The sequence below is a fragment of the Flagellimonas aequoris genome, from assembly GCF_003584165.1.
Classification (GTDB): Bacteria; Bacteroidota; Bacteroidia; order Flavobacteriales; family Flavobacteriaceae; genus Flagellimonas; species Flagellimonas aequoris.
Genome location: NZ_QXFJ01000017.1, coordinates 172,623 through 192,877, shown reverse-complemented (window position 1 = coordinate 192,877; position 20,255 = coordinate 172,623). Strand labels below are relative to the sequence as shown.

General features: G+C 47.2%; 18 protein-coding genes. 16 read left to right on the top strand and 2 right to left on the bottom strand.

Features of this window, described 5'->3' with window-relative positions; all coding sequences use genetic code 11:
- A partial coding sequence (gene istA / locus D2U88_RS07890; RefSeq protein WP_119639143.1) for an IS21 family transposase occupies positions 1-1,360 on the bottom strand: 1,360 nt, incomplete at its 3' end.
- A 290-nt stretch (positions 1,361-1,650) separates the two neighbouring features.
- Between istA and D2U88_RS07885 the strand changes: the two genes are divergently transcribed.
- From D2U88_RS07885 to D2U88_RS07840, 10 genes are all read left to right on the top strand, one after another.
- Positions 1,651-1,950: a DUF983 domain-containing protein gene (locus D2U88_RS07885; RefSeq protein WP_235855752.1), complete on the top strand. Its 300-nt coding sequence runs from the start codon at positions 1,651-1,653 to the stop codon at positions 1,948-1,950.
- A gap of 413 nt (positions 1,951-2,363) precedes the next feature.
- The gene (locus tag D2U88_RS07880) at positions 2,364-3,647 is read left to right on the top strand and encodes a mechanosensitive ion channel family protein (RefSeq protein ID WP_417935278.1); all 1,284 of its coding nucleotides are present in this window, start codon (positions 2,364-2,366) and stop codon (positions 3,645-3,647) included.
- Positions 3,648-4,223: 576 nt separating this feature from the next.
- On the top strand, positions 4,224-4,511 hold the full coding sequence (locus D2U88_RS07875; protein ID WP_072880273.1) for a hypothetical protein: 288 nt from the start codon (positions 4,224-4,226) through the stop codon (positions 4,509-4,511).
- Between the two features lies 1 nt (position 4,512).
- Positions 4,513-4,791 carry a hypothetical protein gene (locus tag D2U88_RS07870; protein ID WP_072880272.1) on the top strand — a complete coding sequence of 93 codons (279 nt, stop codon included), beginning with the start codon at positions 4,513-4,515 and terminating at the stop codon, positions 4,789-4,791.
- Positions 4,784-7,204: a TraG family conjugative transposon ATPase gene (locus D2U88_RS07865; RefSeq protein ID WP_119639805.1), complete on the top strand. Its 2,421-nt coding sequence runs from the start codon at positions 4,784-4,786 to the stop codon at positions 7,202-7,204. The genes D2U88_RS07870 and D2U88_RS07865 overlap by 8 nt, the downstream gene beginning before the upstream one ends.
- Positions 7,205-7,214: 10 nt before the next feature.
- The gene (locus tag D2U88_RS07860) at positions 7,215-7,796 is read left to right on the top strand and encodes a conjugal transfer protein (protein WP_119639816.1); all 582 of its coding nucleotides are present in this window, start codon (positions 7,215-7,217) and stop codon (positions 7,794-7,796) included.
- Positions 7,796-8,635, top strand: coding sequence for a hypothetical protein (locus tag D2U88_RS07855; RefSeq protein ID WP_182859127.1), 840 nt, complete (start codon positions 7,796-7,798; stop codon positions 8,633-8,635). The genes D2U88_RS07860 and D2U88_RS07855 overlap by 1 nt, the downstream gene beginning before the upstream one ends.
- Positions 8,636-8,647: 12 nt before the next feature.
- Positions 8,648-9,274: a conjugal transfer protein TraK gene (locus tag D2U88_RS07850; protein ID WP_119639815.1), complete on the top strand. Its 627-nt coding sequence runs from the start codon at positions 8,648-8,650 to the stop codon at positions 9,272-9,274.
- Entirely contained in the window at positions 9,255-10,187 is a 933-nt protein-coding gene (traM, locus tag D2U88_RS07845; protein ID WP_119639803.1) for a conjugative transposon protein TraM, read from the top strand. The genes D2U88_RS07850 and traM overlap by 20 nt, the downstream gene beginning before the upstream one ends.
- Positions 10,184-10,984, top strand: a complete 801-nt coding sequence (locus D2U88_RS07840) for a DUF4138 domain-containing protein (RefSeq protein WP_119639802.1) — start codon at positions 10,184-10,186, stop codon at positions 10,982-10,984. Before traM ends, D2U88_RS07840 begins: the two co-directional genes overlap by 4 nt.
- A gap of 64 nt (positions 10,985-11,048) precedes the next feature.
- Here the strand turns inward: D2U88_RS07840 and D2U88_RS07835 are convergent, their stop codons facing one another.
- The gene (locus D2U88_RS07835; RefSeq protein WP_119639801.1) at positions 11,049-12,317 is read right to left on the bottom strand and encodes a chloride channel protein; all 1,269 of its coding nucleotides are present in this window, start codon (positions 12,315-12,317) and stop codon (positions 11,049-11,051) included.
- A 365-nt stretch (positions 12,318-12,682) separates the two neighbouring features.
- On the opposite strand from D2U88_RS07835, the gene D2U88_RS07830 reads away from it, so the two are divergent.
- From D2U88_RS07830 to D2U88_RS07805, 6 genes are all read left to right on the top strand, one after another.
- Positions 12,683-13,579: a LysR family transcriptional regulator gene (locus D2U88_RS07830; RefSeq protein WP_119639814.1), complete on the top strand. Its 897-nt coding sequence runs from the start codon at positions 12,683-12,685 to the stop codon at positions 13,577-13,579.
- A 35-nt stretch (positions 13,580-13,614) separates the two neighbouring features.
- Positions 13,615-14,250, top strand: coding sequence for a peroxiredoxin (locus D2U88_RS07825; protein WP_119639800.1), 636 nt, complete (start codon positions 13,615-13,617; stop codon positions 14,248-14,250).
- Positions 14,247-16,034 (top strand): assimilatory sulfite reductase (NADPH) flavoprotein subunit, encoded by a 1,788-nt coding sequence (locus tag D2U88_RS07820; RefSeq protein WP_119639799.1) that lies wholly within the window; start codon positions 14,247-14,249, stop codon positions 16,032-16,034. The genes D2U88_RS07825 and D2U88_RS07820 overlap by 4 nt, the downstream gene beginning before the upstream one ends.
- Before the next feature lie 13 nt (positions 16,035-16,047).
- The gene (locus D2U88_RS07815) at positions 16,048-17,712 is read left to right on the top strand and encodes an NADPH-dependent assimilatory sulfite reductase hemoprotein subunit (RefSeq protein ID WP_119639798.1); all 1,665 of its coding nucleotides are present in this window, start codon (positions 16,048-16,050) and stop codon (positions 17,710-17,712) included.
- Between the two features lie 18 nt (positions 17,713-17,730).
- On the top strand, positions 17,731-18,873 hold the full coding sequence (locus tag D2U88_RS07810; RefSeq protein WP_119639797.1) for a trans-sulfuration enzyme family protein: 1,143 nt from the start codon (positions 17,731-17,733) through the stop codon (positions 18,871-18,873).
- A gap of 91 nt (positions 18,874-18,964) precedes the next feature.
- Positions 18,965-20,254, top strand: a complete 1,290-nt coding sequence (locus D2U88_RS07805; protein ID WP_119639813.1) for an O-acetylhomoserine aminocarboxypropyltransferase/cysteine synthase family protein — start codon at positions 18,965-18,967, stop codon at positions 20,252-20,254.
- Position 20,255 lies beyond the last annotated feature (1 nt).

The following is a 20,255-nucleotide window of genomic DNA, read 5'->3' as shown; positions in this document are numbered from 1 at the left end:
CAAGGTGCAGTACGCCAAGACAGGATTTATAGGATTGTTCGGGATGCTGCTTCTTGTCCAATATGGCCATGATGTAGCCTTGGCAGCTTTCCCCTATGTTTCCGGCCCAGGCAATGAACCTTTCACTGCTCCATTCGCTGACGAAGCGGTGGTGGGAGGGCATGTGCTCGGCCAAAGTGGTATAGCCGTAACGTTTCCTGTTTCTTCGGTGCACGGCCAGCCTTTCATGTTTATGGTAGACCTCGACCATACTGTCGGTATAGACAAGCTTTACCTGTTTGCCGATATGCCTGTAGTGTACGCTGTAATAGTGCTTGTCCCTGCCAAGGTAGATATGGCTGTTCTTGTGCACGGTGGCCTGGGCGTACCGTTTTATCTCATAGCGTTTTTCGGGCAGGGGCATCAGTTCCCGGCTTTCCACCTCGAGGAACAGTGAACGTCGGGAGTATTCCCTTCCCCTGAAGGACATGTCGTTGTGCTTTTCCAACAGTTCCCGGATCGCGGTGTTGATATCGGCCACACTGTGGAAGGTCTCGTTCCGTAAGGGCGCGAACACCCTTGTGTAGATGATGCGCACGGCGTTCTCCACTATGGCCTTGTCCCTTGGCCTGTAGGTGCGCGTGGGAAGGACAGCCGTTTCGTAATGCTCGGCAAAGTCGGCAAACACCTCGTTGACCTTTGGTTCATAGCGGCTGCTCTTGGTAACGGCCGACTTAAGGTTGTCGGGCACCAGTGCCCTCGGCACACCGCCGTAGAACCACAGTGCGTTCTCGGTGCAGCGGATGAAGTCCTCGAGCTTCTGGCTGGCACATGCCTCCACGTAGGTATACTGGCTGCTGCCCAATATGCACACGAACACTTCCAGTTCCTTTAGCTCCCCGGTGTCCCTGTCGACAATGGTGAGCTTCTTGCCCGTAAAATCGATGAAAAGCTTGTCGCCGGCCTTGTGCTCCATCCGCATCACGGGGGAGGTCTCCTTTTGCCATTCGGCGTACCAGTACTTGAACTGTGAGAGCCTGAACCCATCGGGATGCTTGGCATAATATTCCTCCCAGAGCAACTGTCGGGTCACCCCGGTCTTTCTTATTTCCTTGTCAAAGTAGGGAAAGTACCGCTGTAGCTCGACCAGTTTTGGGCTCTTCGGCCTTTGGTCGGCCTTGAAGAGGCCGTGCAGTTCCTCCAGGGTCATCTTCTCAACCTCATAGGCCGTCAGACGGTAACGCTTGAAGAAATCGATGTACTTGGCCACTGTATTGCGGGAGATGCCCAACTGCTGGCTTATCCGCCGCTTGCTCACACCCGAGGTGTAGAGCTTGAATATCCTTTTTATTTTTCGCATGTCTATCTGCTTGTTCGCCATGGTCCTTTTTCACAAAAAAAGACCTTTGGCACATTACAGACAGATCAGGTCCAAAAGTGGCTCACTTTCGTCCGGCGCGGGTGGCTCACTTTCACCGGCCAGCTATGCTCACTTTGGTCCGGCGAAGGTGGTATACTATGTCCGGCGTTTCCACTAAAAGTACAAAAATAGGCGTATTTGGGATAGGTCTCAAACTGTCTTGGAATCCTAATTTTACAGCCTAATAAAATAATATGGGTACGGCCAAAGATATATTGGGTTGTAAATGTCCAAAATGCCAAAAAGGTGATATGTTTGAACGGAAGGACAGTTTCATTTCATTGGGAATTCCCAAGATGTATGAAAGATGTCCCGATTGTGGGTATAAATTCGAAAGGGAGACAGGCTTCTTTTTTGGGGCTATGTTCGTCAGTTATGGCCTTGCTGCGGCTCAAATGATCACCACGTTTGTGATCTTTTGGTATTTTATCGGACTTTCTCCCTTTAACGTATTCCTGATAGTCGTCTTTATGGCCGCGCTTTTGAGTACCTTGAATTTCAAATGGTCCAGGGCCATTTGGCTATACCTGTTTTTTAAGGAAGAAAAATGAATGGGACGTATACCTTACAATATTGATGCTCTTGTAATAGGGGATCCATCAGAAACAGGCCATTTCAAAGGGGACGCGCTGTAGAGGCCCTCACATTTGGGTGTTGGGCGGCCCTTGGGAATGGATTGTGCCTATAGGGCGATTCCGGCCCTATGACTATGAATGAAGTTCGGCGTGTACTATACCATATTCATTTTTAAGAAAAGCACATGCATGGCAGGCTGTTTCAATGTTAAAGAATCTTAAAAGCCCTGGTACAAACCTAAATACTTCCGCAAGGAACGGGTCCGGCCGTGGATAGGATTCTTCCCTAGTGATGGGGTATGGAAAAGTGGGAGTGAAAGACCGTTCCCCGCCCATTGAATTCACTTTCTTTGGCGTACTTTTGCACCGCGATCATTATGAGCATGAAAATGAATATGTACACTGATCTCAATAGAATCCTATATGACCATTTGCTCAAGACGGGAGTGGGGGAAGAGGTCGCCGCCTATTTGAACTTATTGGTCCTGTTGATCGGTAGTTTACTGTTGGCGGCATTGGTGGATTTTGTGGTCTGGAAAATATTGAGGACCATTTCCGTACGCCTGGCACGCAAATCAGCCACAAATTTTGATAATTATCTGGTGGCCCATAGGGTGCCGAGATATGTGGCCCGTATTGTTCCCTTACTACTGCTTTTCGAGGCGGTCCCCATCGTGTTCGTGGACTTTGAACGGGGAGGGGCGATAGCCCATAAACTGTTCCAGATCATCTTGGTGGTTTTTACCCTATTGATCGTAAAGAGCTTTTTTCGAAGCACCAAGGATTACCTTAAGACAAAACCGCGATATCGGGACAAACCCTTGGACAGTTACATACAAGTGTTCATGATCTTTGCATGGATCATTGGATTGCTCACCATCTTTGTCATTATCACAGATACCACGGTTTGGAAATTCTTTACCGCCCTCGGTGCGGCATCTGCCATCATCCTCTTGATCTTCAAGGATTCCATTTTGGGATTGGTGGCCAGTGTACAGGTCAGTATCAATGACATGGTCCGGATTGGCGATTGGATCACTTTTGACAAATATGGAGCCGATGGTGATGTGATCGAGATTACCCTGGCAACGGTCAAGGTCCAGAATTTTGACAAAACCATTACCACCATTCCAACCTATGCCCTGATATCGGATTCCTTTAAAAACTGGAGGGGAATGCAGGAATCTGGGGGGCGACGGATAAAACGTCCCTTGATCATCAGTCAAAAAAGTATCCGCTTCCTCTCGGACCAGGATGTCGAAGACCTTAAAAGGATCGAGCTCATCCGGCCCTATCTCATGGACCGCAATGAAAAGATCAAGGCCCACAACCAATCCCATGGTGTCGACAAAGGACTTGCGGTCAATGGACGTAATCTTACCAATGTGGGGGTGTTCCGAAAATATGTTCAGGAATACCTGGGCCAGCATCCGGCCGTGAACAAGGGAATGACCTTGATGGTGCGTCAACTGCAGCCTGGACCAGAGGGCATACCTTTGGAAATCTATGCCTTCAGTGCCGATAAGCGATGGGAGAACTATGAGTATATCATGGCCGATATCTTTGACCATCTCCTTGCCGCCCTGCCTTTCTTTGGATTGGAAATCTTTGAATGGCCGACCTCCCAAATATTACTGAAACCACCCCATGACCCTAATCCAAAAACTTCTTGACCTTCAACTTCCTTTGACGAGATTTAAAAGGAAGTGATGGTTACCTATTGATTTGGAGCATGGATCGAACAAGAATAATCGTTGTTCAAACCTTTTTATGGTTGCAATTTCCATAATCCCCCTTCAACGGATAAATGCTGTTGGCAATTCCATAACGTATAAAACCTTATAAGGGTGATAGATCGTACCTTTTGCAGTACCCTGTGCAGAATCTTTTGCGTATCCACCTGCCCAAGCGTAATATCTGTGCGACACCTATTTTCTTCTGAATTGGACTGAGGCAAGGAAGGGTATCCGGTACCCATTTGAGAATATCGGATTCGGGCCATTGCCATCGATTTTTTAAGGAACCGACCAAACATTTGATGTTTTTTGCAGGCCCGTTGCTTGACCTACTTTGGGTTGTCCACATTGACCAAAAGGATTCCAATAAAATCCAATGGCAATCCGAATCAAAATAACGGAAACCACTTCAATTATAATGATATTCACAAATAACTGGTAATGAGTATATTGAAGTAATTTTTACAGTACTTTCCAAGATATCAAAAGCATTCTTTTAAAAATAGCTGTATCATGGAAAAACGACTGTTCATCACTTTGTTCTCCTTATTTGCAACCAGTGCCATCTTTGCCCAAATCGGGGGCATAGAGGATTCCGTCAATGACATTTCGGATACCATCCGTGCCATTTTCCCCATTATCCTGGGGGTCATCTTTTTGGTGGGCTTTCTGTTCAATGCCGGTCATTTCTTTGGAGAGAACGCCGATCTTAAAAAAGGGATCACGCGGGTCTTGGTCTTTGTCCTTATTGCCGGGGCCGTTGTAGGTATTTTTACGTATCTGATTGGAATCGTGGTGTAGGATGAAAAGGTACAATACTTACCGGAATATCCGTAAACAGGCCATGATCATGGGACTTCCCATTTCCTTATTTGCCCTACAAATGGTGTCGGTCATCGGTTCCTTGTTGGTCATCATCTTTTCATTCCATTTGGGTGTCATCGTAGGCCTACTGCTGTTCAATGCCTTGCTCTACGGGGCATTGGGCCGGTGGGTCAAAAAACCGTTCCCGATCAAGGTACAAAGGACCTTTCCCCAAGCCATAAGTAACAAACGACAAAGCCCTTTGACCCATGTCTAAAATCAACCTGAACGCCTATCATCCCATACTCGATATCCAAAACCATATCGTCTTTGCCAACAACGGCAATGTAGTGCTCTGCTATACCGTGGAACTGCCCGAGGTATATTCCCTTTCTGAAAGGGATTTTGAAGTACTGCACGGGACCTGGTTCCAGGCCTTTAAATCCCTGCCGACGGCAACGGTCATCCATAAACAGGATATTTATCAAAAAAAGGGCTACACGGCAGTGCAGCTCAACAGCAATACCTTTTTGGAGCGGGCCACGCATGATTATTTCAAAGGCAGGGAGTATATAGGGCACGATAGCCATCTCTTCTTTGTACTCCCATTGGACAAAGTGCTCAATGCCACCAAATATGTGAACCCCTTTCGGAAAATGGAAAAGGGATACCATAGAAAATTGGATCTACAGGTGGCCGAGTTCATCACCGCTGTAAATGACGCTGTTTCCTATATCAATAACTCAAAGTCCATTACCGTCCTTCCCATGGGATCGAAAGAGATCTTGGCCCATACCCATGCCTACTTCAATGGGTTCAATATGGATTTCGATACGGATATCCTATTGGAAAATAAACATATAACGATTGGGGACCACTATTTTGACGCCATGGCCATCAACAATGAACTCTGCTTTGGGGAATCCGTGCAAAGCAGCTTGCCCAATGGTAGGTTCTCCACGGATGACTTTGCATTCCATCAGGGCTATTTGGACAGTCTGGGACTGGATCTCAAGGAAAACCATATCGTCAACCATATCATGTATCTGGATGACAAACAGAAATGGCGCAGAACCCTGGACAAAAAAATCGAAGAGCTCTCCAAAAGTTCCAATTTCGGCACCCAAAACAAAGTGGTCCTTCAAAAAATCCGGGACATTGTCGATCAAATCAACCAAGATGATCATTCCCGCATAATCCGTGGGCACCTGAACATCGTCTTCTGGCACCAGGAACAGCAATTTTTAAAACGGATCGCCTCGAAGATCAAAGCGGAGTTCAAGGGACTCGATATGGTACCCTACCATCCCAATGGGGAAGAACGCAAGCAGTACTTTTTGAATTCGCATCCTTGCCATGCCCCAAACTTTTCCAATGAAGATCTGTATGTCTCCGAATTGAAACATGCCCTGTGCCTCTATATCAACAACACCAATTACAGATCCGATGGCGAGGGAGTGATCTTTAACGACCGCCAATACAATATCCCTGTGCTCAAGGATGTCTGGGATACCGAAAAGAAGCGGATCAAGGCCCGTAACTTTGCCATTTTTGCCCCTACGGGAGAGGGGAAGTCCTTTCTGGCCAATAACATCCTTCGTCAATATTTCGAAGCAGGTGTTCAATTGGTCATCATCGATCTGGGCGGTTCCTATACCAAGTTTGCCCAACTCTATCCGGATAGGCATATTATTCTGCGCTATGTGCATGGGAAAAATTTAGGGATCAATCCCTTTTATATTTCCGATCCATCAGACCTGGATCCCGAGCGCTTGGAGGACCTGACCCTGTTCCTTCTCGAACTCTTGGCAGAGGGTAGGGCGAACAAGTCCAGACAGGTGGCCCTCAAAAAGGTATTGTTGTACTATTACGAACATACCCAAAGGGAACATTCCCTGACTTCGCTCTACCACTTTGTAGATCGACGAAAGGATACCCTAATCCAAGAAATCCATCTCAAGGAAACCGATTTCAATGTCTACGACTTTTTACATATCCTCTCCGAATATGTGGATAAGGGATTGTATAGCTTCTTGTTCGATGTAGGTACGGACCAGACCCACAAGCTGGAGAACAAACAATTGATCGTCTTTGAACTGGATGAGGTCAGGGACAATAGGGAAATCCTATCCGTGATGCTCAAACTCATCAAATCCGCCATACAGCGCACCATTTGGAACAATAGGTCCAAACGGGGCATTATCCTCTTTGATGAGTTTGCCAAACAATTGAAGTTTCCCAATGTATTGGAAAGTGTGGAATTCTACTATCAGGCCATACGCAAACAAAATGGCGCCATTGGCATCATCCTGCAATCCATCAACCAATTACCGGACAATTCAATGGCCGCCAGCATCCTCGAGAATACCCAGGTCATCTATAGCCTTAGAAATGAAAAGGGCTATGGGGAACTGAAAAAACGATTGAACCTCTCAGGCCATGACCTGAACCAACTCCGATCCATTCGCAACAACCTGACGGGCAGCCGCAAGTATACCGAGATCTTTATCAAGATCGGTAAGGAAAGTAATGTATTTCGGTTGGAGGTCCCCCCTGAGGTCTATGCCGCATACCTCACTGATGGTAAGGAGAATGACCAGATCATGCGGTGTTATGAAAAGACCCAAAACATGGAACAAGCCATCAAAGAATTCTTGAACCTTAAAAAGAAAACATATGAGACTACCTAAGAAACAACCCATCAGGAGAAAAGTCCTGACCTTATCAATGGCCCTGACCATCGCCCTATTACTGCCAGCAGGTGCTGCCTGCCAGGGGATGCCGGTGTATGACAATACGAACTTTATCAGCATGACCAAGTCCTTGGTGGAGTCCGCCAAGCAAACCTCGGAACTCTTAAGGACCGTGGAGTTTTTAAAAGAGCAAAAGGATAATATTGTCAAGGTGAACAATACCATCAAGCAATTGAAGGCCGTCAAGGAACTGGCCAAGAACAATGAAATCCTTTTCCAAACCGTACAGAACGATCTCAGGGATATCTTGAATTCCCCATATATCAAGGCTGATGAGGTGACACGGATCTCCACTTCCTTTGAGGAGATCATGGACACGGCCCTTGATGACCTGGATTTTGTGAACCAGATCCTCTCCAGCGATTTTTTGAAGATGACCGATGCCGAGCGGACGGCCATTTTAATGGAGAAAAAGGTGGCATCCCGGGAAATGGTGGCAGAGTTGGGGGTAAAGACCCGACGCTATCGGGAAATCATCTCCTTTCGAAAAATGCAGGATATCATCAATAACCGGGAAAAGGAATACTGATGGCAGGTATTTTTTTGGGCATAGGGTTGGAATATGTGGATGCCGTCTTTCAGACCATCAAGAACAGTGATTTTTCCCAATATACGATTATAGGGATGAAGTCCTTGGCCGTGCTGTTCTTTTTGGTCAATATCCTTAAAAAATACCAAGAGGGGATCGCCGCCACGGATGGGCATACCTGGGGCCTTACCCCCACAGAGCTGGCAAAGAACTTTGTGATCGTGCTGTTGGTCATTTTCTCCACTGAGATACTGGGCGTGTTCGATGGCATTCTGGTGGCCATCGAATCCCAATATAGGGACACGGCTCCGGCACTCCTCCCCTTACAACTGCAGGACGTAGATCTGGAACGGGATGTGGGTGCCTTGGAAGCCGCCAAAAAAGCCATGGCCATTTTATATGAGGCCTTGGTCACCCCACTGTACGGATTGAAAATGTTGGCTTTTATCATAGGGGTCATCTTGTGGTTGTTGGATATCTTCATCTATCCGCTCTTCTTGGCCGAACGCTATTTCCTGTTAGGGATCCTACAGGCCTTTTTTCCCTTGGTCATCAGCCTATCGGTATTTGAGAAGTTCCGCAGTCTGGCCTATACCTATTTTAAATTGTACACAGGGGTCTATATGCTGGTGCCGGCCTTTTTCTTGGTCAACGTATTCGTGAACAACCTCTATACGGAGATCAATACCAATTTTTGGAGCAGCCTGTTCGGAACGGATTGGGGCAGTGAGTTTTTTGCTCCGATCATCGAATTTGGATCTATTGGCTTCATTGTGTTGCTCAAGTTCAAGCTCTATCGTAAGGCCACGAGCTTTACCCTGCGCCTGTTCAATGGTTAAATACATATGCCTATGAAAACATCTTTTAAAAATATACAACAACAACTGCGATTGAACCGCTGGGTAGTACTCTCGGTAGTCATTGTTTCGGGATTGGTCTGTATCATTTCCGTTACCATCGTGGCCCAAATGCACAAAAATATCCTCAATAGTGCCTTTGTGGTCAATGGTTCGGGCGACGTCATTCCCTTACAATGGATCCATGAACGGGAGAACCTCGAAGTGGAGGCCTTGGCCCATTTGGAGCAATTCCATCGGTGGTTCTATGAAGTGGATGCGGCCAATTATGGACGTCATATGGAAAAGGCCCTTTGGCTGGGGGATGCCTCGGTGGATGCCCTGTTCAGGCAAAAGAAGGCCGATGGGTTCTATAACCGCTTGATGCAGTATTCCCTGGTCCAAAAGGTGGAGCGCATTGATTCCAAGATCGATTTGGCAACGGAACCCTACCGGTTCGAGACCCGAACCGTTTTCCATATCAACAGGGGCAGTGTCACCGACACCTATGAGTTGTCCACCTCTGGCAAACTGATGGCTGTGGAACGGCATTTCCCACACAATCCCCATGGGCTGTTGATCATGGATTTTTTTGAAAACTCACTTCGTAAAATTGAAAACAATGAAACCACAAAAAAATAAAATCGTATTTGTACTGGTCATGGTATGCGTCGTGTTGTTCACTATCGTATACGGCATCCTGACCTTTGGAAAGAATAAAAAGGAGGAATTGGCGCCAGACCGTATTCCCATACCTGACTTGGAAGATAACCAACAGGTGTATGGAACGAAGTTGGAGGCTTTGGAGGCCATTGAAGAAGAGCGGGAGTCTACCGCACCACCAATATATCCCGACCATATGGTGGACGACAAGGGGTACTTCAATCCCGATTATATGGAATATGAGAAACAACGGATCATTGATAGTGTTTATGCGTCCACAAACCATAGGCAAATAAGCACCCCGCTTGAGCGCAGGGAGGAAACGGTACAAGTACAAAAGTTGGTGGAATGGAAAGAAAATGCAGGTTCAAAACCAGCTGGGACTCTTCTTTCGGTAGGGGAACCGGCCCTAAGACACCAACTTTTTTTTGCTTCCAATCCCAAACCGGTCATTGGTATGGGGAATACAAGGGAACAGATCGGTGTTTTGGTCCATGTGGACGGCGATCAAGTGGTCAGGGAAGGTCATCGGTTGGCCCTTAGGTTGGCGCGGGAAACCAAAATTCAAGATCGAACTTTTCCCAAAGGGACCAAGATATACGCTTTTGTGAAGATCCGACCCAATAGGGTCATGGTCAGTCTGGACCAAATGAATGGAACCCCCATGGCCCTGAAGGGGTATGACCTACAGGATGGTAGGGAGGGGATCTATATCGAGAACCATCTGGCAGGAGCAGTAATCGAACGGGGCATGGATCGAGCCATGGATGGAGTGGACCTGCCCGGGCTGCCACGGCTCAATGGGATTGGACAAATCTTTAAAAGAGACCATAGGGCGGTCAAAGTAGCCCTTGGCAATCAATATCAATTCATCTTAAAACCAGGATCATGAGACTAAAGAATATACTTTTTCCCTTTTTGGGGCTGGCCCTTTCAGGGTGTATGTCGGGTCAACAGCCCTTGGATACCCTTTATGCCAACAAGGACAATAATCTGGCCCTCTTTTTTCCAAGCCCTATACGGCAAGCGGTAACGGGAAACGATAACTTTACCTTCACCTACAATAGGGAACTGGCGGGCTATTTGGGCCTCTTGCAAGGAATACCTGGTCCTGCCAGTGATTTATTGGTCATTACCACCGATGGAAGTGTATATGCCTTCGTTATTGCGTTCTCCGATACACTGGTCCATACCTATCGTTTTCTTCGGAAAGTAGACCGGATAGGGAATGAACGGCCCGATGAAGAAAATGTGTCGGTAATGGAAAGGACCGAAGGTGTTGACCTTCGGTATGCGGATTATTGCAGGGCATTATTGCAGAAAGAATACCGTGCCATGGCGACCAAACAGAAAAGGGGGATACGGCTCCAATTGGAGGGTGTGATCTATGATGGCGGGGAGGTCTATATGATCATCAAGATCCAAAACCGATCGGACATTGATTTTGGGATGGCCTATTTGGATGTGGTGCGGGTCAATGGGAGCCAAAAGCGAAGGGCCTCCTTCCAAGAGTCAGGAATACATGTACGTTACACGCATGATAGGCCTGATATGGTAAGGAGCCACCGGAGCGAACGTTTTGTATATGTGGTGCCCAAATTCGTGATGGGGGATGGGGAACGGCTGAAACTGGAACTTGGTGAACTGCACGGAAGCCGAAAGGTGGTACTGACCAAAAAATTGCGGTAGGGTTGTTGACGGGAAGGGCTCGGTCGATAAAATACCATGGACCTGGAAAAGGAATGAAATGCTGCTATTCCTTTTCCATTTGTGAGCCGATAAAAGGAATTCTTGGGGCCAGGAAATAACCGGTCAGACTGGCAAATAAGATGGGAATGAAATGTCCAAAACCTGTCAAGGTCGCCAATAATATGGTCGTGCTCATCGGGGTTCTGGTCACACAGGCGTTGATGGCCGCCATACAGCTCACAATGGCCAAAGTGAGTTTGATATCCGGAAACAACTGATGGAGGATAAGTCCTAAAGTGGCCCCTACAAAAAACAAGGGAATGATAAATCCGCCCCTCCATCCCGAAGTGACCGTCACCGAGATGGCAATGATTTTAAAGACCAGTACCAAAAACAATACAGAAATGGAATAATCGCTGGTCAACAACCGACTTATCTCATGATGGCCAAAGTAACGGGTAATGGGTAGATAATAGGCAATCATGCCCAGTATGAGCCCACCAATGAGTGTTTTGATATAAATGGGCAGGGGCCGCTTTTCAAAAATGGCCTTTATAAATTTGGTGACAAAAATGAAGATCCATCCAAAAAATGCCCCGACCATGGCAAATAGGACAGCTTGGCCAAAATCAAAAACCCCGGAATACTCGTAGGAAGAAAGGTCCCATATCGGGCCCAGGCCCAAATGGATGATCAACGCGAACACCAAATAACTGAAACAGCTGGACACAAAAGCGGGGATAATGGCCTTGTAATACTCCACGGCATACTTGTGGTGGAGGATCTCGAGTGCAAACAGGCTACCTCCCAATGGGGCACCGAACAGGGCCGTAAAGCCAGATGCCATCCCTGCAATGGAGAGGGATCTCAATTCTTCTCCCTTGAGACGGAACAGCTTTCCTATCCAAGTACCGGTCGAACCTGTTACCTGCACCAATGGCGCCTCAGGACCCAAGCTGCCACCCGAAGCCACACAGAGTAAGGAAGAGAGGATCATGGAAGGGTTGTTCCTTGGATTGAGCTTTCCCTTGTTGAAACGTATATTGTTCACGATCAGGTGTATCTCTCCGGGATCCCCAATAAAATGAATGATCAAACCGGCCAACAACCCCGATATGCCCATTATCGGTACCACTTTCCATCCCGTAAAAAAGGCAAGTTCGTGGGTCAGGAACTGCAGTACGATCCAATAGACCCCGGCAATGATACCTCCAACCAGTCCAAGAAAGGCCCATAACAAGAAAATCCTGCTGAACACAAAGGGATTGAACCGTACAGGTTGGTCTAAAATGTTCAAATAGGTCACCAATTTTCTTTTCTGCCGTAACTTCACGTGATCGCTATTTTTTAAATGGGACAGGGTAATCGATTCCCATGGCCTAAATTATGGTCTTGGAGTTTATTGCAATAGTTCCTTCAAAGCTCCTTGGGTAACCTGCTCCTTGATTTTCACTGTGCAATATTATCATATTCTCGCCATACCGCGATATATTCCACGGTCGGAAACGGATTTCCTGTTACGTTCATCTCCGTGGTCGCGTATCCCCATACTAAGGATACCAAAGGATTTGGCAAGGCTATCCGTGATTTTCCATAAAAATCGTGCCGCTAAATTTTATGGAAATCATTGAATATTTTCATGCAATTTTCAGGGTTTCCCCCTGGATAGGGGTTAATTTTGGGCAGAAGACTTGTGAAATGGAAATCAGATACTTGAGATTGATAAAGGCGATTGTGGAAGAAGGGGGGATAACCCGTGCCATGGACGTCCTCCATCTGTCCCAAAGTGCCCTGAGCTATCAATTGAAGGAAGCTGAACTCCAAGTTGGCACACAATTGTTTTATCGCCGGAACAAGAAGCTCATTTTGACCCCTGTGGGCAAAAAGCTGTACAATAGTGCCATTAAAATACTGGCAGAGGTGGACAGGACCGATGAGGAGATCAAACGAATGATCAATGGGGAGAGTGGCGTCATCCGGGTAAGCACGGAATGCTATACCAGTTACCACTGGTTGCCCGCCGTCCTGAAAAAGTTCAACAGCGAGTTCCCGAACGTAAAAATTGAAATTGTCTTTGAGGCCACCCATCACCCTGTCGAGAATTTGATTTCCGGTAACCTTGATATTGCCATCACCAGTAATTTGGAACAGACCGATCAGGTGGATTTTATACAGCTGTTCTCCGATGAGATGCTGGCCGTGGTGAGCAATGGCCATCCCTGGGCAAAAAGGTCGTTCATCGAGGCCGAGGATTTTCAGGATGTCGACCTGATCATACATTCGCTGCCCTTGGAAACGGTATCCATTTTCAGATCGGAATTGATACCTAAGGGCATCAACCCAAAAAAATTGATCGTTCTGCCCCTGACCGAGGCTTCCATTGAACTGGTGAAGGCCAATTTGGGTGTGATCGTTATGGCCAATTGGGCCCTTGCACCTTATATGGACCAATCCATCAAGACCATCAAGGTAACCTCCAAAGGGTTCCAACGCCAACAATATGTAGCTCGGATGAAGGATAGGAAGTACCCCATGTACTTTGATTACTTTATAAAATTTCTGCGCGAGGAGATCAAATTGGATGCCGAGTCTTAAGGACCGGCCCTATTAAAAACAATAAAAACAAAAGTATGAGTTTAAAGATTGGAGACACTGCTCCTGATTTCAGTGCGGAAACAACTTTGGGAAAAATTGATTTTTATGATTGGACGAATGGGCGTTGGGTCGTACTGTATTCACATCCTGCGGATTATACCCCCATTTGTACCACGGAATTGGGCCGCACCGCCCAACTGAAAGATGAATTTGAGAAACGGAACACCTCAGTGCTGGCCCTTAGTGTAGATGATGTGGAATCCCATAGAGGATGGATAAAGGACATCAATGAAACCGCCAATACCCAAGTCGAGTTCCCCATTATAGCCGATTCGGACAAGACCATCGCGAATGCGTATCAAATGATCCATGAAAATGCATCAAGTTCCGTTACGGTACGCACCGTGTATTTCATTGGACCCGACAAAAAAATAAAGGCGACCATAACCTATCCAGCATCCACCGGACGAAACTTTGCAGAAATCCTGAGGGTTTTGGACTCCCTACAACTGACCTCCGAATTCAGTGTGGGGACTCCGGTGGATTGGGAAGACGGACAAGAGGTTGTGATATCCCCATCCGTGGGGAATGAGGAGATCCCGGAAAAATTCCCAAAAGGGCACCGTGAAGTGAAACCATATTTGAGGTATACCCCGCAGCCGAACAAATGAGTGGTACATTGCTAAAGGGTGGTCTGGAAAAAGGTCCTTTTTCCAAGCAACAACTCACCTACCTTGATACATCCCTCAAAAGTCTCGATACAGACCAATTGCAATGGCTTGCGGGGTTTCTTACTTCGTTTTCCTGGATACCAATGGAACATGTGGCCGATCCGACAGATTCGGTTTGGGTGCTGTACGGAACACAGACTGGAAACAGCGAAAGATTGGCAAAGTTGACCGCGGAACGATTGGATGGGCTGGGTATCGGCAATACCCTTTGCAGCATGGGTTCCTTCAATCCGCGGGAACTTGGAAAGATAAACCGGCTATTGGTGATCGTAAGTACCCAAGGGCTGGGGGAACCGCCCGTGGAGGCCGAAGCTTTCCATAATTACCTCCATGGCAAAAGGGCCCCGTCACTTGGACATATGAAATACTCCGTCCTGGCCCTTGGGGACAGTAGCTATGCGGATTTTTGCCAGACCGGAAAGGAATTTGACAAAGTGTTTGAAGATCTTGGGGGGAAAAGACTTTTCGGAAGGGTGGATTGTGACGTTGATTTTGAGGACAGCTATGAAGAGTGGCTCAACGGTGTTCTGAATGAAATGTCACAATCCCGTGCCCTTTCCGCCAATAGTATTGAAAAAATGGTTCCGGAAACCTCCGAAATGGGATTCCGTACCTATGATCGGAAGACGCCATATGAAGCAGAGGTCCTTCAAAAAATCAATCTCAATGGTAGGAATTCAACCAAAGAGACCCTTCATATTGAACTGGACCTGGGGGATTCACGGATACAATATCAGCCCGGGGATGCCTTAGGGGTCTATGCCCATAACCCTGACGAGCTTATGATGGAGGTAGTGGAGACTTTGGGACTTACCGGTACTGAAAATGTTACATCCCATACAGGAGAAAAATCCCTCATGGAAGCCCTAAGGACGGATTATGAACTGACACCGTTGACAGGGGCCAATGTGATCAGATATGCAAAATTGACCAAAGATCCCCGTTTGGAAAAAATAGTCGATGATAATATGGAACTGTTGGAATATCTGCGTGGTAGGGATGTTTTGGACATGATCAGGGAAACCCCGTTCAAATTGTCCGCTGAAACATTTATAACGCTCCTGAGAAAGAACAGTCCCCGTTTATATTCCATAGCTTCTTCAAGCGAAGTATATGAAAATGAAGTTCATATCCTCGTGTCCACCGTGAGGTATAAGGCCCATGGCCGCAATAAGGGCGGACATTGTTCCACCTATATGGCGGACCGCATACAGGAAGGAGATCGCATCAGTGTGTTCGTGGAGCACAACAGTAGGTTCAAACCCCCGGTGGAATTGGATGTGCCCATGATCATGGTAGGTGCCGGGACCGGGATTGCCCCCTATAGATCGTTTATACAACAGCGACAGTCGGGTACAGCCCAGGGTAAGACGTGGTTGTTTTTTGGAGACCGCAACTTCAGTACGGATTTTCTGTACCAGACCGAATGGCTCGAATACTTGAAAAAAGGAACCTTGGCACGTGCCGATGTGGCCTTTTCCAGAGATCAGGAGGAAAAGGTCTATGTCCAGGATCGATTGTTGGAAAAGGGAGAGGAAGTATACCGGTGGTTGGAGGAGGGTGCCTATTTCTATGTCTGCGGGGATGCCCAAAAAATGGCCAAGGATGTGAACCATGCCTTGAGGTCCATCATTATGCTGCATGGGGGGATGACCGAAGAAAAAGCCAAGGAATATATGGATTACCTAAGGGCCGCCGATCGCTATCAAACCGATGTTTATTAACGTATTCTAAGCTATGAGAGAGAATTTAGTGGAAAAACGTTCCAAAGAGGAAGGTATAAAGGACAATAGTAATTATTTACGGGGTACCATTGCCAAGGGATTGGGGGATCCACTCACAGGGGCCATTGCCGAGGACGATGCCAAACTGCTGAAATTCCATGGTTCCTATCAACAACATGACCGTGACCTTGAAAAAGAACGGAGACAACAGAAACTGGAACCCCTGTATCAATTTATGTTGCGTGTAAGGATCGCTGGAGGGGTCACTACCCCGGAACAATGGTTGGTCATGGACGAACTTGCCGACCGTTACGGCAATGGTACCCTTAAATTGACCACAAGACAATCCTTTCAGATGCACGGTATCTTAAAGGGAAATCTAAAGCCAACGATCAAGACCATCAATGAGGCCTTGATGACCACCATTGCCACATGTGGTGACGTCAACCGCAATGTGATGTGCAATCCCAATCCCTATCAATCCAAGGTGCACGGACAGGTATATGCCCTGGCGCGAGAGGTGAGCGATTATTTTCAGCCCAGGACAAAAGCCTATTATGAACTGTGGTTGGACCACAAACGGGAAATCGAGGTTCCCGATCAGGAACCCTTGTACAAGAAAACATATTTACCGAGAAAGTTTAAAATAGCTTTCTGTATCCCTCCCCACAATGATGTGGATATCTATGCCAATGACCTGGGTTTTGTGGCCATAGTGGAAACGGGAAGGTTGCTGGGCTTTACTGTCATCGTTGGGGGAGGCATGGGGATGACCTTTGGGGATGACAGCACCTATCCAAGATTGGGTACCCCAATTGGATTTGTTGCTCCCGATCAGGTACTCCCTGTGGCAGAGGCCATTGTGTCCATACAAAGGGATTTTGGAAACCGCGTAAACCGAAAACAGGCCAGGTTCAAGTATACCATTGACAACTATGGGATCGATTGGTTAAAAAATGAACTTTCCCAACGCTTTGAGGGCACACTGGAGGATATAAAGCCCTTTAGATTGACCACCAATGGCGATCAGTACGGTTGGGTAAGGGGAATCGATGGCCATTGGTTCCATACCCTGTTTGTGGAAAACGGAAGGATCAAGGATACCGAAGGGCATTTCCTGAAAACGGCCATCCGTAAAATTGCAGAGCTCGGGATAGGTGATTTGAGACTGACCGGCAACCAAAATTTGATCATTGGCTCCGTTCCTGAAAATGACAAGTCCAAAATAGAGGAGGTGTTGAAGGAATACCATGTCCATGAAAAAAAACGCTTGACGGGACTGCGTTTGGGTTCCATGGCATGTGTTGCCCTGAATACCTGCGGTTTGGCCTTTGCGGAATCAGAAAGATATCTCCCCTCCCTTTTGGATAAAATTGATGTGCTCTTACAGGAGGACGGCTTGGAAGACAGGGCCATCAATATACGGATGACAGGATGTCCCAATGGATGTGCCCGTTCGGCATTGGCGGAGATCGGTTTTATCGGTAGGGCGCCGGGACGGTACAATATGTATTTGGGCGCCAGTCACAATGGGGATCGGTTGAACCGATTATATCGGGAGATGCTCTCTGAAGAGGAAATCCTGGCCGAACTTGCCCAACTTCTAAAAAATTACGCCAAAACCGGACTTCCTTCCGAACACTTCGGCGATTATGTGATCCGAATGAAAATTGTTTGATCTAATCAAAATAGTACTATGATGGAGACCCTATGCGTACATCCAATACATGACCTTCAAGGAGGAGGAGGTTCCTTGCTCCCCGATATCAGACCATCGACTGCTTATAGGTATTTGGAGTCCGAAACATTGCAATATCCTGGATTCCATACCACCTATAACCAGATCCGCCTAGGAGAGGTCATGGCCAAGCTCGAACACGGATCTTGGGGATTGGCCCTAAGTTCGGGAATGGCCGCCATAACCACCGCGATCCTCGGATTGGTCAAGGAGGGGGACCATATGATATGTACCCGGGAACTATACGGGGGGACCCGAAAATTTGCCGAATATGAACTGCCAAGAAGGGGAATCGAAGTGAGTTATGTGGGCAGTTCCCCTATGGAATTGGAAAATGCCATTACCGATAGGACCAAAATCATTTTTATGGAGACCCCTTCCAACCCTTTATTGGATGTTTTCCCATTGAAGGCATTTACAGAGGTGGCCAAACAGTATGGTTTGACCACCATCGTGGACAATACATTTGCTACCCCGATCAACCAGTTGCCACTTTCACTGGGCGTGGACATTGTGGTCCACTCGGGAACAAAGTTTCTGGGAGGACATAACGACCTCTTTTTTGGTGTGCTTGTGGGAAGCCGGGAGTCCGATCGGGAAACCATTTTTAGGACGGCCAAGTTGTATGGTGGGGCACTGGCGGCCCAGGAGTGTTACCAAGCTGAACGGAGTATCAAGACCTTGGCCCTTAGGGTGGAAAGACAAAATGACAATGCCATGGCCGTGGCCCAATTCCTTTATGGGCACCCACTGGTGGAAGCGGTGTACTATCCGGGCCTGGAATCCCATTCGGGGCATAAGGTGGCCAAAGCCCAGATGACAGGTTATGGGGGCATTCTTTCCTTTACGTTAAGGGCCTCGGACAACCAGGTGGACAAATTTCTCAGAGCCCTTACCGTTATTCAGCCAACATTGAGCTTGGGAGGCGTGGAGAGTATCATATGTACTCCAAGTGCCACGTCACATAAGGATTTGACACCGGACCAGCGAATGGCTTCGGGGATTACCGGTAATCTGCTGCGGTTGTCCGTCGGTATTGAGGACAAGAAAGATCTAAAAAGGGACCTAGAACAAGCCATGAAGGCCTCATTGGGCCGATAACCTACCACGGGTAGATAAGACGCAAAAGAGCTGGAATACAGCCAAAACCCTATATGATTTACAATTAATATTCATTTATAAAATAATGACCATGAACAATTCCAACATTCAAAAATTTGCTACAAGATCGATACATTCGGGACATGATGTCCAGGCTACTGCGGGTACCAGGGCGGTCCCGATCTATCAATCCACCTCCTATGTGTTCCATGACTGTGACCATGCGGCCAATTTGTTCAATCTATCCGAACCTGGTTATATCTATACAAGGCTGAACAATCCCACAACCGATATTTTGGAAAAACGGATGGCGGACCTGGAAGGAGGGATCGGTGCCCTGTGCACTTCCTCGGGGATGTCCGCGATTTCTACAGCGATTCTCACCCTTTTGAAAGCAGGGGACCATATTGTTGCCTCCAATAGCCTTTACGGTGGAACGTTTAACCTTTTCAATGTGACCTTACCGAGATTGGGGATCAGCACCACCTTTGTGGACGTCTCCGATCCGGAAAGTTTTAAAACTGCCACTAGGGTCAATACGAAGGCCTATTTTCTGGAATCCTTGGGCAATCCCAAATTGGATGTTCCGGATATTAAGAAAATAGCGGATGTGGCCAAGGGTCTCGATATCCCACTTATCGTGGACAATACGGTGGCCACTCCATACTTATTGAGGCCCATTGAACACGGGGCCAATATCGTAGTACATTCGTTGACCAAATATATCAATGGGAACGGAACTTCCATTGGGGGTATCATCATCGATGCGGGTACCTTCGATTGGGGCAATGAAAAATTCCCAGAGTTCAACGAACCTTCTCCCGGCTATCATGGATTGGTCTATAATGAACAGATTGGGCAGGCAGCCTTTATCGCCAAGGCCAGATTGGAAGGATTGAGGGACTTTGGTGCCACCTTGAGTCCCTTCAATGCATTTCAGATCTTGCAGGGATTGGAAACACTGGGGATCCGTGTAAAAAGACATTCAGAAAACAGTTTGGCCCTGGCCAAATGGTTGGAAGCACAAGAAGAAGTGCAATGGGTCAATTATCCCGGTCTGGAAAGTAGCCCCTATTTTCAACTGGCCTCCGAATACATGCCAGAAGGCCAGAGCGGTATTGTCACTTTTGGTGTCAAAGGAGGGTTTGATGCAGCAAAAATAGTGGTGGACGGGACGAAATTGTTCTCACTTTTGGTCAATATTGGCGATACCAAGTCCTTGATCGTACACCCTGCCAGTACCACGCACCAACAACTTCAAAAGGAAGAACAGGAACTGGCCGGTGTTACCGAGGATATGATACGGTTGTCCGTTGGTCTTGAAGATGTGGAGGACCTTAAAAAGGATTTAAGACAGGCTTTTGACCTGGTCGAGCATTAAA

Bases quoted from the DNA above. Each gene is read 5' to 3' on its own strand.
- D2U88_RS07810 (WP_119639797.1), top strand. From the start codon at position 17,731: ATGATGGAGACCCTATGCGTACATCCAATACATGACCTTCAAGGAGGA.
- D2U88_RS07820 (WP_119639799.1), top strand. From the start codon at position 14,247: ATGAGTGGTACATTGCTAAAGGGTGGTCTGGAAAAAGGTCCTTTTTCC.
- D2U88_RS07830 (WP_119639814.1), top strand. From the start codon at position 12,683: ATGGAAATCAGATACTTGAGATTGATAAAGGCGATTGTGGAAGAAGGG.
- D2U88_RS07850 (WP_119639815.1), top strand. From the start codon at position 8,648: ATGAAAACATCTTTTAAAAATATACAACAACAACTGCGATTGAACCGC.
- D2U88_RS07855 (WP_182859127.1), top strand. From the start codon at position 7,796: ATGGCAGGTATTTTTTTGGGCATAGGGTTGGAATATGTGGATGCCGTC.
- D2U88_RS07840 (WP_119639802.1), top strand. From the start codon at position 10,184: ATGAGACTAAAGAATATACTTTTTCCCTTTTTGGGGCTGGCCCTTTCA.
- D2U88_RS07885 (WP_235855752.1), top strand. From the start codon at position 1,651: ATGTTTGAACGGAAGGACAGTTTCATTTCATTGGGAATTCCCAAGATG.
- D2U88_RS07880 (WP_417935278.1), top strand. From the start codon at position 2,364: ATGAATATGTACACTGATCTCAATAGAATCCTATATGACCATTTGCTC.
- D2U88_RS07865 (WP_119639805.1), top strand. From the start codon at position 4,784: ATGTCTAAAATCAACCTGAACGCCTATCATCCCATACTCGATATCCAA.
- D2U88_RS07805 (WP_119639813.1), top strand. From the start codon at position 18,965: ATGAACAATTCCAACATTCAAAAATTTGCTACAAGATCGATACATTCG.
- traM (WP_119639803.1), top strand. From the start codon at position 9,255: ATGAAACCACAAAAAAATAAAATCGTATTTGTACTGGTCATGGTATGC.
- D2U88_RS07870 (WP_072880272.1), top strand. From the start codon at position 4,513: ATGAAAAGGTACAATACTTACCGGAATATCCGTAAACAGGCCATGATC.
- D2U88_RS07815 (WP_119639798.1), top strand. From the start codon at position 16,048: ATGAGAGAGAATTTAGTGGAAAAACGTTCCAAAGAGGAAGGTATAAAG.
- D2U88_RS07825 (WP_119639800.1), top strand. From the start codon at position 13,615: ATGAGTTTAAAGATTGGAGACACTGCTCCTGATTTCAGTGCGGAAACA.
- D2U88_RS07875 (WP_072880273.1), top strand. From the start codon at position 4,224: ATGGAAAAACGACTGTTCATCACTTTGTTCTCCTTATTTGCAACCAGT.